This is a genomic window from Streptomyces sp. NPDC059455 (assembly GCF_042750115.1).
GTDB classification, from domain to species: domain Bacteria; phylum Actinomycetota; class Actinomycetes; order Streptomycetales; family Streptomycetaceae; genus Streptomyces; species Streptomyces endocoffeicus.
Map to the genome: position 1 here is coordinate 91,195 of NZ_JBHYVB010000007.1, position 13,652 is coordinate 104,846.

A 13,652-nucleotide genomic window follows, 5' to 3' on the forward strand; every position below is an offset into this window, starting at 1 on the left:
CCGCGCAGGCCCACCCACCGGGTTCAGCTCTGGGGGCCCCCGTTTCGCTGGCACCGGGGTGGAGCCCCCGCGCCCCCCCGCCGGCTGGATCTGGCCCCCGGGCCCGCGGGGGCCCGCGCCGCCGACGAGGTGTTCGGCGCGGGCCACGGCCCCGTCGAAGAACACCTCGTTGAACTCCGCGGTCCCGGTCAGCTGCCGGATCGGCCGCACCTCGATCCGCCCCGGCTGGTCCATCGGCACCAGCAGAAAGGAGAGTCCATGATGACGCTGTGAGCCCTCCTCGGTGCGCGCCAGCACAAAGCACCAGTCGGCCTCATGGGCGAGGGAGGTCCAGATCTTCTGCCCGGTGATGCGATAGGTGCCCTCGCCCGGGTCGCGGACGGCGCGGGTCCGCAGCCCGGCGAGGTCCGAACCGGCGTCGGGTTCGCTGTAGCCCTGGCACCACACCTCCTCGCCATGGGCGATGGGCGGCAGAAAGCGGGTGCGCTGGGCGGAGTCGCCATGGGCGAGCAGGGTGGGCCCGAGGAGGTTCTCGCCGATATGGCCCAGCCGGCCGGGCGCCCCGGCGCGGGCGTACTCCTCGGCCCAGACGACCTGTTCGGTCAGCGTCGCGGCGCGGTTGCCGTACGCCCCGTCCGTACGGTCCCAGCCCAGACCGATCCAGCCGCCCGTGCCGAGCTCGCGCTCCCAGGCGCGGCGGACGGCCACGTCGCCGTGCGCCTCGCCGGGGTGGCCGCCGGTCTGCTGCTTGAGAGCGGCGAACGGTCCGGTGAAGTGCTCGGCCAGCCAGTCTCGCGCCTCGGCGCGGAACCGCTCGTCATCCGGCCCGAAAGCGAAGTCCACAACTTCTCCCCTCGTCGGCCCTGGTGGGTGTTTCCGGTACGCCCCGCCATTGCCGGGGTCAGGCGTTGGGGCGTTGGCCGTCGGCGGCGGCCTGGGCCATGGCCTCCAGCTGGGCCAGCATCGGCATGGGGTCGGTGCCGACCGTGCCCGGGAGGAAATCGGCGATCTTCTCCGGGGTCCATGCGCCCTCGGCGTATCCGGCGCGCAGTTCGCGGGGCTGGGCCCAGACCGCGATCTTGGGGCCCGCGATCGTGTAGACCTGCCCGGTGATCCGCTCCGCGCGGGCGCGTTCGCTCAGCAGATAGACGACCAGGGCCGCCACATCCTCCGGCTCGCCGATCTCCTTGAGCTCCATCGGTACGTTGGCGGACATCCGGGTGCGGGCGACCGGGGCGACACAGTTCGCCGTGACGCCGTACTTGTGCAGCCCCAGCGCGGCGCTGCGCATCAGGGAGATGATCCCGCCCTTGGCGGAGGCGTAGTTGGCCTGGGCGACGCTGCCCTGGTGGTTGCCGCTGGTGAAGCCGATCAGGGTGCCGGAGCGCTGGCGGCGCATCACCGCCGACGCCGCCCGGAAGACCGTGAAGGTGCCCTTGAGATGGGTGGCGACGACCGGGTCCCACTCCTCCTCGGACATATTGAAGAGCATCCGCTCGCGCAGGATCCCGGCGACGCAGACGACCCCGTCCAGCCGCCCGTAGCGCTCCAGAGCGGTGTCCACGATCCGCTGGCCACCGGCCATGGTCGAGACGTCGTCGGCGACCGCGACCGCTTCGCCGCCCGCCGCCGTGACCTCCTTGACCACGGCCTCGGCGACCTCGCTGCTCGGTTCGCCGCCCTCGATCGAGACCCCGTAGTCGTTGACGACGACCTGTGCCCCCTCGGCCGCGCAGGCGAGGGCCACCGCTCGTCCGATACCGCGTCCGGCCCCGGTGACGGCGACCACCTTGCCGTCCAAGAAGTTGCCCACGTCGCATCCCCTCCCGGAGTTTCTGACGGTCCGTTAGATTTTTGAGCAGACGCGGCCCGAGTACAAGCCCTCGCGCACAAACGTCGACCGGGAACACCGAAGGAGACGCCATGCCGCTGCCAGCCGAGTTCCACGAGATCGCCAAGCGGGTCAACAACTGGGGCCGCTGGGGGACGGCGGACGAGATCGGCACGCTCAACCTGATCACCGATGCCGTGGTACGGGAGGCCGCCGCGACGATACGGACCGGCCGTCGCGTACCGCTCGCCGTGCCGCTGCGGCAGGACGGCATCCAGACCGGCATGATCCCCGGGCGGGTCAACCCGCTGCATACGATGATCGCGGTCAACTTCGAGATATTCGGCCCGGGCACGGTGGCGACCAGCGACGACGCCGTGACGATGGGGCTCCAGGCCGGTACCCACTGGGACGGGCTGACCCATGTCTCGCACTCGGGCAGGATCTACAACGGCCGCCCCGCCGACTCCATCACCTCCCATGACCGCGCCGCCTTCAGCGGCATCGACAAGGCGGGACCCCTCGCCTCGCGCGGGGTGCTCCTCGATGTGGCCCGGGCCCGGGGCGCCGAGCGGCTGCCCGAGGGGCATGTGGTCACCCCCGAAGACCTCGACGCCGCCGAGGAGCTGGCCGGGACGAGGGTGCGCTCCGGCGATATCGCGCTCGTCCGCACCGGGCAGATCCAGCGCTACCTGGCGGGCGAGAAGGAGGCGTACGCGTTCCCGTCACCGGGCCTGTCCCTGCGCACGCCCGAATGGTTCCACGCCCGTGATGTGGCGGCGGTCGCCAATGACACCCTGACCTTCGAGGCCTTCCCACCGGAGATCGAGGACCTCTGGATGCCGGTCCACGCCCTCGACCTGGTCGAGATGGGCATGCTCCAGGGCCAGAACTGGAATCTGGAGGAACTCTCCGAAGCCTGCGCCGAAGAGGGGCACTACGCCTTTCTGCTGTCAGCCCCGCCCGAGCCGTTCGTCGGCGGCGCGGGCTCGCCCGTCGCACCCGTCGCGATCCTCTGAAGACTTGACGCCGCTGACGCCTTGACGTCACCGATGCCCGTGGAGGGGACGGCGGGCCGGTCTTTTTCGGGTGGCGGTGCGCTCATGCGCGCCCCGAGCACGGCACCGCGCACCGCCACCCGGCTCCCGACGCTGAGCCCTGTTTCAGCAGCGGGGGCGCGACCCGCACTCGCCAAGGAACGTCCCTGTGAACACAGGGTCCACAGAGACACCACAGCCCTCGGCGTCCCCTCGCGACGAATCGCTGATCCTAGAGTGATCAACCGAACACGTCACGTCAACACCTGGTCTGGACTTTGCCTGATTCGCCCCATGTGTGACGGCGCATGAGAGGCCGCTCGCTTCCTGGAGAGCGGCTCCTCGCCCTTCGCGCGGTCGATTTCACACCAGATCCGCTTCCCGGAGCCCTCCGGCTGCCAGCCCCAGCGGTCGGCGAGACCGTCGACCAGCTCCAGACCGCGCCCGTGAGTGTCCCCCTCATCGGCGCAACGCTGGTGCGGAGCGCGGTCACTGGCGTCGGCGACCTCGACCCGGACCGTGCCCACACCGGCACCCCGGCTCGTGAACGGCCCCGGCGCCCCGCCCCCGGCACCGCCACCGCTCCCGCCGCCGCCCACCGATTGGGCGGGGAAGAGCATCCGCAGCACGGCCGGACAGCCGGTGTGCACCACGGCGTTGGTGACGAGTTCGGAAATGAGCAGAATCAACGTCTCAGCGAGTGGCTCATCGGCTCCGATACCGGATCCGACAAGCCGCGAACGGGCCCATCGACGGGCCCGACTCACCTCCGCCGGGTCGGGCCTGACCTCCATCTGCGCCTGAAGCACCTGCACCGCTCACACCATCCGAACCGGCAGACACATCGCCTTGTACCTCCAAGAGGTCACGGACCGTGACACTCCCCCAGCTACCGCTGGGAGGTACCCCTGTGCGCGACAGCATGGTTGACGTACAGTCACCCCAACAAGCGCTTCGGTCATATTCCAGCGCCAAGGAGTATGCGTGGGGCATACTGTGCGACACGCGTCCTGAGGACTCGAACATCGAGGCTGGGGCGTCGCACACCTCGGGCGAGCGGGGCACGTCGTCGTGCCCGGAATCGCCCCATGGGCAACGCCGGGCTTCTCGCACCCCATAAGCGCTCGCACCCCACGGAGAGTACCCGAGCCCGGGCCCGACTCCACCCTGTGACGAGTCACGCCTAGGAAACAACCTGGTATCAACGCTCGGTCACCTCAGAAGCTCTGGGGATATCCCCAGAGAATGCGACATCCCAACAATTCAGGCGTATCCATCGAGCCCGGCTACAAACATGTTTCAACGGTCGACACGAGTCCGGCCGCCAGTTCCTCCTCCGCCGCCGCCGCGGACTGCCACTGACCTGCCCGCACCCAGGCCCGCTTGAGATGGAGATGGACATCCGCCTCCCAGGTGAAGCCCATCCCGCCATGGACTTGCAGACAATCGCGGGCATTGTGGACAGCGGCCTCATCGGCGAGCAACTTGGCGGCCGCGACGTCACCCGGGTCTTCTGTGACCGCCGCGGCATACACCACACTTCTGGCTGATTCGGCGCGAACCAGCATCTGGGCGCACAGATGCTGTACGGCCTGGAAGGCGCCGATCGGCCGGCCGAACTGGGTGCGGCGCTTGGCATGGTCCACCGCGAGCTCGACCGTACGGGAGGCGCTGCCCAGCTGTTGGGCCGCGGTCAGCAGCGCCGCCTCGCGGCGCAGCCGGGCGGCGAGCCCCGAACGACCCGGCCCCGCCTGGTCCGTCCCATCGACTTGGTCCGTCCGGTCGACCTGGTCCGTCCGGTCGACCTGGTCCGTCTGTTCCGCCTGGTCCAGCCGGGTTCGGCCCGGGGCCGTCCGGTGCAGCGGGGTGGCCGGATCGACCGAGCGCATCGGCTCCACCGAACGCGCCGCCTCCTCCGCCGGAATCACCTCGACCGCCGTCGACCCCAGCGCCAGCACCACATCGGCGGAGGCCAGATGCTCGACCGGCGCACCGCCCTCGTCCAGCGCCGTCACCACCGTCTCGCCCTGGGCCGCACCCGCCGCCAAGGATCCCGAAAGCCCCGCCGCCAACTCCGTCGCGACCAGCGGCCCCGGCAGCAGCGCACGGCCCGCCTCCTCGAAGGCCAGCACCACCTCCGGCAGCCCCAGCCCCACTCCGCCCGCCGACTCCGGCACCCGCAGCGCGAAGAGGCCCGCCGCGCCCAGCTCCCGCCACAGCGCCCGGTCCAGCCCTCCGCCCCGCACCGCGCCGCCATCACCCCGCACCGCGCCGCCATCACCCCGCGCCGCGTCCCCGTCCACCACCGCCCGCAGGCGGGTGCGCGGAAAGCGCCGTTCCAGCAGTTCGCGCATCCCGGTCCGCAGCGCCCGCTGGTCGTCCGTGAGCTGGAAGTCCATGCCCCGCTCACCGTCCCTTCGGCAGGCCGAGGATCCGCTCGGCCACGATGTTCCGCTGGATCTGCGAGGTCCCCGCCGCGATGGTGTACGAGAGCGAGGAGAGCCGGTCGGCGACCCACTCCTGACCGGCGTCCAGCGCGTCCGGCCCCAGTACCTCGGCGGCCGCGTCGTACAGCTCCTGCCGCACCTGCGAGAAGCGCAGTTTGAAGACCGAGCCGCCGACGCCCGGCACCCCGCCGGTGCGCTGCGCCTCGCTCACATTCCACTGGGTGAGCCGCCACAGCGCCGCGCACTCCGCCGCGAGCCGCCCCAACCGGCGCCGCAGCACCGCGTCGTCCCAACGCCCATTGGCCCGCGCCGTCCTGGCCAGCGCCTCGAGCACCCGCCTGCAGGCGACCACCTCGCCCACGAAGGCCGTACCACGCTCGAAGGAGAGGGTCACCATGGTCACCCGCCAGCCGTCGTTCTCCTCCCCGACCCGGTGGCCGACCGGCACCCGCACCTCGTCCAGGAACACCTCGGCGAACTCCGCCGTCCCGGCGAGGGTCCGCAGCGGCCGCACGGTCACCCCGGGCGCGTCCATCGGCATCGCGAGCCAGGTGATGCCGCGGTGCTTCGGCGTGTCGGCGTTTACCGGCGCGGTGCGCACCAATAGTTCGCACCAGTCGGCGATCTCGGCGTGCGAGGTCCAGATCTTGCTACCGCTGATGACGTACTCATCGCCGTCCCGTACCGCCCGGGTGCGCAGCGACGCCAGGTCGGAGCCGGCGTCCGGTTCGGAGAACCCCTGGCACCAGACCTCGTCCCCGCGCAGGATCGGCGGCAGCCAGCGCGCCCGCTGTTCGGGGGTGCCCTCGGCGGCGATGGTGGGGCCCGCGTGCAGCAGTCCGACGAACCCCGCGCCCACATAGGGCGCACCGGCCCGCTCGGTCTCCTCCAGGAAGATCAGATGCTGGGTGGGCGTCGCGCCCCGGCCGCCCGCGTCCTCGGGCCAGTGCAGCCCGGCGTAGCCCGCGTCGTGGAGCATGCGCTGCCAGCCGCAGTCATAGGCGCGGCGGCCGGGCCAGTCGGCCGGGTGCGGGCGGTCCGGCAGCTTGGGCAGGACCTCGGCGAGCCAGGCGCGCAGCCGGTGCCGGAAGTCCTCCTCGTCCTCCGTGCAGGTGAGATCCATCAGCCGCCGACCTCCCTTTCTGATGGTTCGTCAGACAAGGTGGGCTTCCGCAGGCTAGTCCGCACCCCCTGGACCGACAAGGCGCACGCCCTTACGCTTCGAGCACTATCTGATGGGTCGTCAGCTACCGTCTCACGGGAGGCCGGGATGACCGACATCGCGCATGAGCTCGGCGGCTCGGCGACGCTGTGGGAACTGCTCGAGCGCCGCGCCGCCCTCACCCCCGACGCCTCGGTCCTGCTCCAGGCCGCCGCCTCCGCCCGCCACGACCGGCGGCTGACCTTCGGCGCCCTGCGCACCCGTGCCGAGCGGACCGCCGCCGGGCTGTACCGGCTGGGGATACGCCGCGGCAGCCGGGTCGCCTGGCAGCTGCCCACCCGGATCGAGACGGTCGTGCTGACCATGGCGCTCGCCCGTCTCGGCGCCGTGCAGACCCCGCTCATCCCGTACTACCGCGACCGCGAGGTGCGGTTCGCGCTCCGCGCGTCCGGGGCGCGGTTCTTCGCCGTACCCGGCCGGTGGCGCGGCTTCGACCACACCGCGATGGCACGCCGCCTGGCCGCCGAACTGCCGGAGCCGCCGATGGTCTTCGAGGCGTACGACACGCTGCCGGTGGCCGACCCCAAGGCGGCGCGGCTGCCGCCACCGCCCACCGACGGACGGGCCGTCCGCTGGATCTACTGGACCTCGGGCACCACCTCCGACCCCAAGGGCGTGCTGCACACCGACCGCAGCCTCATCGCCGCCGGTGCCTGCCTCGCCCACGCGCTGCGGCTCGGCCCGGACGACATCGGTTCCATGGCCTTCCCGTACGCCCATGTCGCGGGGCCCGACTACACCGTGATGCTGCTGCTGTACGGCTTCCCGGCCGTGCTGCTCGAGCACTTCTCACTGCCGGAGTCGCTGCCCGCCTACCGGCGGCACGGGGTGACGGTCGCCGGCGGCAGCACCGCCTTCTACTCGATGTTCCTGGCCGAGCAGCGCAAGGACCCCTCGCGTCGGCTCATCCCCACCCTGCGGCTCCTCGCGGGCGGCGGCGCGCCCAAGCCGCCCGAGCTCTACTACGAGGTCGTACGGGAGCTGGGCTGCGCCCTCACCCACGGCTACGGGATGACCGAAGTCCCCATGATCACCATGGGGGCGCCGGACGACACGGACGAGAACCTCGCCACCACCGAGGGCCGGCCGCCCGAGGAGATGGAGATCCGGGTGGTGGACGGTCAGGTGCGGCTGCGCGGCGAGGCGGTCTGCGCCGGATATCTGGACGAGGCCGAGACCCGTAAGGCGTTCGACGCGGACGGCTTCTTCCTTACCGGCGATCTCGGCCACCTTACGGAGAGCGGCCATCTGGTGCTGACCGGCCGCGTCAAGGACATCATCATCCGCAAGGGCGAGAACATCTCGGCCAAGGAGATCGAGCAGCTGCTGTACCAGCACCCGGACGTGGCCGATGCGGCGGTGATCGGCCTGCCCGACCCGGACCGGGGCGAGCTGGTGTGCGCCGTCGTGGAGCAGCCGGCCGGGGCGGAGGCGCTGACGCTCGGCCAGGTCGTGTCGTATCTGCGGGAGACCGGACTGTCGGTGCACAAGCTGCCGGAGCGGCTCGAGGTGGTGGACGCCCTGCCCCGGAACGAGACGCTGCGGAAGGTGCTCAAGTACCAGCTGCGGGAGCGGTTCGCGGGGGGAGCCGCCTAGGGGGTGTGGTGTCCGGCGGATCGTGGCGCCTGCGGCGGGCTGCTCCCCTCCCCGCCCCTTCTCACAACTGAGGCTGAAGCCCCAGACCCCGGGGCCAGGGGCGAAGCCCCTGCCCCGCGGTGGAGACCCCGTAGGGCCCTAGCCGTTGGTCGTGCTGTAGGTGGCCGTGGCCTGGTCGAAGTACTGGTTGACCGCCCGGCGCTCGTCGGACGGGCCGATGACCAGGACCACGTGGTAGCGGCCGTCGATCAGCATCGCGAGGTTGCGCGCGTACACATTCCGCCCGCTGCTGTCGCGCCAGGTGAACGCGCCCTCCGCCATCGCCGTACGGCCGACGTCGATCCGCCGCAGCCCGGAGGACGAGGCCCAGGAGGAGCCGCGGAAGGCGGACAGTTCGGCCTCGCGGTCCTGCTGGTACGCCATCGGGTCGCCGCCGAACTCGGACATCTTGTCCCGCCCGGCCACCACCACCAGCTCGAAGTCGCCGCCGATGTAGCGGATCTGGCCGCGGCCGTTCTCGCCCCGGCGGGTCCAGTCCTCGTGGACGGCGACCTTGAAGCCCTTGGGGTCCTTACGGACCGCGAAGCCCTTCGCCAGCCCGGCCGGGTCGGTCGACTGCGGCTCCTGGTCGCCGGGGTCGCCGGGGTCGCCGGGGTCGGCGGGCTTTCCGGCCTCCCCCTCGTCGCCGTCGCCCTTGTCGCCGTCCGCGGGGTCGTGCGGCGCCGCGCTGGGCGTACCGGCCGAGCCCGTACGCTCCTGGCCGCCGTCGTCCTTGGAGCGCGGCATGAACATCATCGCGTAGAGCACCGCGGCCGCCAGCCCCAGGAGGATCAGGAGCAGCAGCATCCGCCCCAGTTTGCGCGGCTTGCGCTGAGTGGGGGGCGCCGGAGGAGCCTGCCGGGTCTCCCGGGGCTCGCTCCTCTCCCGCTTCTCCCGCTTCTCGCGCTTGTCCCGCCGGTGCCGCGCGTGGCCCACCGGCGCGTCGGCCGCCGCGGCCGGGCGGCGGCCCCGGCCCCTGCGCACCAGCCAGCCCCGCCTGCGGACGATCGGCAGCCGCCGGGGGTCGGAGGCACCACCGGAGCCGAGCGAGGGCACCGTGACCGTGCTGATGCCGACGTCCGGCTCGGGCGCCGACCGGATCAGGGACCGCAGCCAGCCGCGCAGCTCCTCGAAGTCCGGGCGCTCGGTGGGGTCCTGGCGCATCAGCGACTCGACGACGGGGCGCAGCGGACCGCACTCCTCCGCGTATGCGGGCGCCTCCCCGCAGACCATCTGCACCAGCTCGGCGGCGCTCTCCTCCGGGTACGGGGCATGGCCCTGCACCGCACGGAACAGCAGCGCGCCGAGCGCCCACAGATCGGCGGCGGGGCCGACCGGGGGCGCCAGCCGCCAGTTCTCATGGACCGGGCCCGCCTGCTCCGGCGCCCATCGCTCGGTGACGGCGCCGACCACGACGATACGGGCCTGGCGGGCGCGTTCGGCGGCGAGCGCGGTGGCGGGGCCGCCGCCGGTGGCTCCGCCGGAGCCCCAGGAGCCGCCTTCGGGGGCGGACGGGCCTTCGGAGGCGGACGGTTGGGCGTTCTCCACGGCCTCCGGCCGGCCGGGCCAGCGGGCGCCACCGGTCACCGGCTCCGGGTCGGGCTCGGGCTCGGGTGCGGGCGTCGGGGCGGGCTCGGGTGCGTGTGGGGAACGGGTGGCCGCGTCGACGTTGGCCCGCGCGGCGGCTCGCGCGCCCGCCGCGTAGGCGGCGATGGCGCTGGCCCGCGCCGCCCGCGCGGCCGCGTTCGGCGCGTCGGCGCCGACGCCGCCCCGTTCGCCCTCCCGGTCCTCCGGCTGTCCCGGCTGCCCCGCCCGCCGAGGCCCGGGGAGCCCACCGGCGGCCGCCTGGTCCCGGTAGGGCGCCATGGGCCCACCGGCCCCCGGACCGAACGTCACCTGATCCCGATACACCGGCCCACCGGGGCGGGACCTCACCGGACCACCGGCGCTCGCACCCGCCGGACCGTCTGCCCCGGGCCCCGCCGAGCCACCCGCACCCGGACCCGCCGAACCGCCCGCACCGGGCCCCGAACTCGCCTCGATCGCCCCGTGCTCACCGTAAGGCGACCGTGGCTCGGGGAGGCCCGGCGATGTGCCCTGGCCGCCGTGTTCCCGGCCGTCGGCGTCGGGCCAGGTCGCGCCCGCGGGTTCGTCGGGCCGTGCCGCGCCGGCCGGTTCATGGCCACCGTAAGGGCGGCCCGGCGGCCGGAAGCCTCCCGCGGCGCCCTGGTCGTGGTAGCGCGGGCCGCCGTGCGGCCGCGCCTCGCCGCCCTCGGCCGTACGGGCTCCGGGGATGGCGGCGCGCTCTTCGTCCCGTCGCTCGGCCGGGCCCTGAGCTCGCTCGGCCGGGCCCTGGGCAGCCGGACCCTGCGCGGCCGGGTCCGGGTGGTCGCCGGAGTCCGCCGGGCCCGGCGGCAGGGAGGCCGGGGCGTCGGCCGACGGTCCGTCCTCAGCGGCGGACACGGCGTCCGGGGAAGGCGAGGACACGGGCGCCGGAACGGGGTCGTAGCCGCACAGCGCCTCCTCCGCGGCACCCGCCGCCAGCCCCGTGAGCATCGCGCGCCCGTCGTCGCACAACAGCACCGTACGGGCGGTGATGTTGCGGTGGACCCAGCCGTGGGCGTGCAGGGCGCGCAGCGCCGTAAGGATGTCGTTGGCGATCTCGGCGGCGCGGTGCGGGGACAGCGTGCCCTCCGCGAGCAGCGCGGCCAGCGGCCGGCCGGAGACCAGTTCGCTGACGATCCACAGGCTTCCGGCCTCCGCGAAGACGTGGAAGACCTGGCCGAGCCGGGGATGGTCGGGGATCTGCGCGGCGGATGTCGCCGCGGCGATGGCGCGCCGGACGGCCGGGTCACCGCCGCCCCGGGCCGTACGCCCGGCACCGGCGAACGTGCCGTTCCGCCCCGACGGCCCACCGCCCCACCGCGCGTCGTCGCCCACGACTTCGGCGTCGACGACCTCCGGCAGCGGTATCTGCCGCAGATGGACTTCCTGCCCGCTGTAGGTGTCGAAGGCGCGGGTCTCGACGAGTTCGTACTCGTCGGCGGGCGGCAGGGGCAGGCGATAGCGGTCGGCCAGCACCCGGCCCGCGTACTCCTCCACGACGCCTCCCCAAGCGCGCGACCAACGCCGCCCTCATCAGCGGTCAGCGCAGCCTGAAACCCTTCAAATATGGTCGTTTTGGCGGGTTCCTGCGGCTGCGCACAGTCTAGGGCCTCTCACGATACGTGCCCGAACGACGCTTCGCCGACAGGAGTGTTCAGTCCGTAATCTTGAACGTGTCGAAGGCGGTCTGCCGCAGGGTGGCGCACTCCTTGTCGTCCCACTTGCTCGCCTCGCAGGTGATCAGTATGGCGAAGCCATGGCTGCCGTCCGCCTTGAAGCCGCGGTTGAGCACCCGGACCCGCTTGCCGTCCTGGTCCCGCTCGAACTCCCAGTCCGCGACGGTCGGATAGCCGTGCCAGTCCACCGACTTGATGCCGAGGCCCTTGTAGCCGGACATGGTGCGGCGGGCGTTCTCCTCGCCCTTGCGCCAGTCCGCCTCCGCGTCAGACTTCGGCGCGTTGGTGAAGTCGATCTGAATACGCGGAATGCTGGACCCGCCGTAATACTTACGGCTTCCGGAATAGCTCCCGGGGTGGACCGACCAGCCCTCCGGCATGGCCATGCTGAACGGGAAGTCGGAGCTCTTGACGGTCTTGTAGCCGTCGGGCAGGCCGCCCTTACCGCCGTCGCCCTTGCCCTTACCGCTGTTGTCGCCGCTTCCGCCGCCCTTGCCCGAGTTGTCGTCCGAACCCTTGGAGGCATCCGGCTGACCGCTCTGCTTGCCCCCGGAGTCCCCCGCCTTCGGCGACTCGCCCGCCGACTGGCCGGTCTTGTCGGTGTCCTTGCCCTGGTCCTTCTTGGAGCCGCCCGAGGCCCCGGCGGAGGCGGACTTGTCACCGCCGGAGGAACCCTTGGCCTTGTCGCCGCCGTCCCCGCCGCCGTTCAGGACGACGGCGAGCACGGTGGCCACGATGGCGAGCACCACGACCACCGCGATGATGATCAGCGTGCGCTTGGGGACCACATCGGTGATCGAGGCGCGCGGCGGCAGGGAAGGCCGCGGGGTGGGCGCGGCCTCGGGCGTCGCGGCGTCCGACGCGGAGCCCGCCGACCCGGTGCCCGCGGCCCCGGACTTCGCGCCCGACGCCGACTCCGGCTCCGGCTCCGCCTTGCTCTCGTCCCCCGTCTTCTTCGCGGCCGTCTTCTTCGCGGCCGTCTTCTTCGCGGCCGTCTTCTTCGCGGCCGTCTTCTTCGTGGCCGCGGCGGCGGCCGCGTTGCGCACCGACTTCAGCGCGCCGCGCCTGCGCTCCGCGATGCCCGTCTCCTTGGCCTCGGCGGCGGCCTCGTCCTCCTTCGACGGGGCGGGCGGCAGGCTCATCGTGCGGGTCGCGTCGGCGGGGGCCTTGGTCACCTCGGGCCCGTTCACCACGTGCTCCAGCAGCGCCCGCGCCCCGGCGTCGTCGAGCCGCCGGTCCGGGTCCTTCATCAGCAGGCCGTAGATGACCTCCTCCAGCGGGCCCGCGTTCTTCGGCGGCTCCACCGGCTCGGTCATCACGGCCGTCAGGGTCGCTATGGCCGTGCTCTTGTCGTACGGCGGCACGCCCTCCACCGCCGCGTACAGCAGCCCGCCCAGCGACCACAGGTCGGCCGGTGGGCCCGGCTTGTGGCCGCGGGCCCGCTCCGGGGAGATGTAGGAGGGCGCGCCGACGAGCATGCCGGTCGAGGTCACCGACGGGTCGCCCTCGACCTGGGCGATGCCGAAGTCGGTGAGGACGACCCGGCCGTCGTCCGAGATCAGCACGTTGGAGGGCTTCACATCGCGGTGCAGGATGCCCGCCTGGTGGGCGGCGCGCAGCACATCGAGGACGGCGAGCCCCACCTCGGCGGCGCGCTTGGGGGTCAGCGGGCCGTCGTCGCGGACGACGTCGGCGAGGGAGCGGCCCTCGATGAGCTCCATGACGATCCACGGGCGGTCGTCCTCGTCGACCACGTCGTAGACGGTGACGGCGCCGTTGCTGCGGATCCGGGCGATCGCCTTCGCCTCGCGCAGCGTACGGGTGATGAGCCGTCTCTTCTCGTCCTCCTCCACGCTGGACGGGAAGCGCAGCTCCTTGACCGCGACCGTGCGGCCGAGGGTCTGGTCACTCGCACGCCAGACCGTGCCCATGCCGCCCTGACCGAGAATCTCCCCGAGCCGGTACCGCCCGGCGAGGAGGCGCCCAGTCGAACCCTGCGTCTTCTCAGCCTCCGACATGCGACCCCTCTGCAAATCTACCCCCCCCATTACCCCCCCGGGGGTACCGGCACATTGGCAGAAACCCCGGGCCCGACACCCCCCCCGGGCGCGGGGGCGCGGGGGGGTGTGTGAGGCCCAAGAGCGACCGCCCCCGACACAAAAACACTCACTCTGACACACACGCGAGACACGGGGGGTG

9 protein-coding genes are annotated in these 13,652 nt (G+C 72.6%); 2 read left to right on the top strand and 7 right to left on the bottom strand.

What is annotated here, in order from left to right; translation table 11 throughout:
• Together ACFXB5_RS04220 and ACFXB5_RS04225 are read right to left on the bottom strand one after the other, a co-directional pair.
• Positions 1 to 843 (bottom strand): acyl-CoA dehydrogenase family protein (locus ACFXB5_RS04220; RefSeq protein WP_385202183.1); only part of this gene is annotated, 843 nt, incomplete at its 3' end.
• A gap of 58 nt (positions 844 to 901) precedes the next feature.
• Complete coding sequence (locus ACFXB5_RS04225) at positions 902 to 1,813, bottom strand: SDR family NAD(P)-dependent oxidoreductase (RefSeq protein ID WP_385202185.1); 912 nt, start codon at positions 1,811 to 1,813, stop codon at positions 902 to 904.
• A 110-nt stretch (positions 1,814 to 1,923) separates the two neighbouring features.
• Here ACFXB5_RS04225 and ACFXB5_RS04230 point away from each other — a divergent pair, with 110 nt between their 5' ends.
• The gene (locus ACFXB5_RS04230) at positions 1,924 to 2,850 is read left to right on the top strand and encodes a cyclase family protein (protein ID WP_385202187.1); all 927 of its coding nucleotides are present in this window, start codon (positions 1,924 to 1,926) and stop codon (positions 2,848 to 2,850) included.
• A gap of 272 nt (positions 2,851 to 3,122) precedes the next feature.
• On the opposite strand, the gene ACFXB5_RS04235 is transcribed toward ACFXB5_RS04230, so the two are convergent.
• The 3 genes from ACFXB5_RS04235 to ACFXB5_RS04245 form a co-directional block, all read right to left on the bottom strand.
• Positions 3,123 to 3,683, bottom strand: coding sequence for an ATP-binding protein (locus ACFXB5_RS04235; protein WP_385202189.1), 561 nt, complete (start codon positions 3,681 to 3,683; stop codon positions 3,123 to 3,125).
• Positions 3,684 to 4,154: 471 nt separating this feature from the next.
• Complete coding sequence (locus ACFXB5_RS04240) at positions 4,155 to 5,267, bottom strand: acyl-CoA dehydrogenase family protein (RefSeq protein WP_385202191.1); 1,113 nt, start codon at positions 5,265 to 5,267, stop codon at positions 4,155 to 4,157.
• 7 nt (positions 5,268 to 5,274) lie between these two features.
• Positions 5,275 to 6,438 (bottom strand): acyl-CoA dehydrogenase family protein, encoded by a 1,164-nt coding sequence (locus ACFXB5_RS04245; protein WP_201851726.1) that lies wholly within the window; start codon positions 6,436 to 6,438, stop codon positions 5,275 to 5,277.
• A 147-nt stretch (positions 6,439 to 6,585) separates the two neighbouring features.
• Here ACFXB5_RS04245 and ACFXB5_RS04250 point away from each other — a divergent pair, with 147 nt between their 5' ends.
• On the top strand, positions 6,586 to 8,133 hold the full coding sequence (locus tag ACFXB5_RS04250) for an AMP-binding protein (RefSeq protein ID WP_385202194.1): 1,548 nt from the start codon (positions 6,586 to 6,588) through the stop codon (positions 8,131 to 8,133).
• Between the two features lie 138 nt (positions 8,134 to 8,271).
• On the opposite strand, the gene ACFXB5_RS04255 is transcribed toward ACFXB5_RS04250, so the two are convergent.
• Together ACFXB5_RS04255 and ACFXB5_RS04260 are read right to left on the bottom strand one after the other, a co-directional pair.
• Positions 8,272 to 11,274: a protein kinase gene (locus ACFXB5_RS04255; RefSeq protein WP_385202196.1), complete on the bottom strand. Its 3,003-nt coding sequence runs from the start codon at positions 11,272 to 11,274 to the stop codon at positions 8,272 to 8,274.
• A 157-nt stretch (positions 11,275 to 11,431) separates the two neighbouring features.
• The gene (locus ACFXB5_RS04260; protein WP_385202199.1) at positions 11,432 to 13,471 is read right to left on the bottom strand and encodes a serine/threonine-protein kinase; all 2,040 of its coding nucleotides are present in this window, start codon (positions 13,469 to 13,471) and stop codon (positions 11,432 to 11,434) included.
• Positions 13,472 to 13,652: the final 181 nt, after the last annotated feature.

What these genes read in the sequence shown, in the direction of transcription:
- ACFXB5_RS04230 (WP_385202187.1), top strand. Translation starts at nt 1,924, where the DNA reads ATGCCGCTGCCAGCCGAGTTCCACGAGATCGCCAAGCGGGTCAACAAC.
- ACFXB5_RS04240 (WP_385202191.1), bottom strand. Translation starts at nt 5,267, where the DNA reads ATGGACTTCCAGCTCACGGACGACCAGCGGGCGCTGCGGACCGGGATG.
- ACFXB5_RS04245 (WP_201851726.1), bottom strand. Translation starts at nt 6,438, where the DNA reads ATGGATCTCACCTGCACGGAGGACGAGGAGGACTTCCGGCACCGGCTG.
- ACFXB5_RS04250 (WP_385202194.1), top strand. Translation starts at nt 6,586, where the DNA reads ATGACCGACATCGCGCATGAGCTCGGCGGCTCGGCGACGCTGTGGGAA.
- ACFXB5_RS04260 (WP_385202199.1), bottom strand. Translation starts at nt 13,471, where the DNA reads ATGTCGGAGGCTGAGAAGACGCAGGGTTCGACTGGGCGCCTCCTCGCC.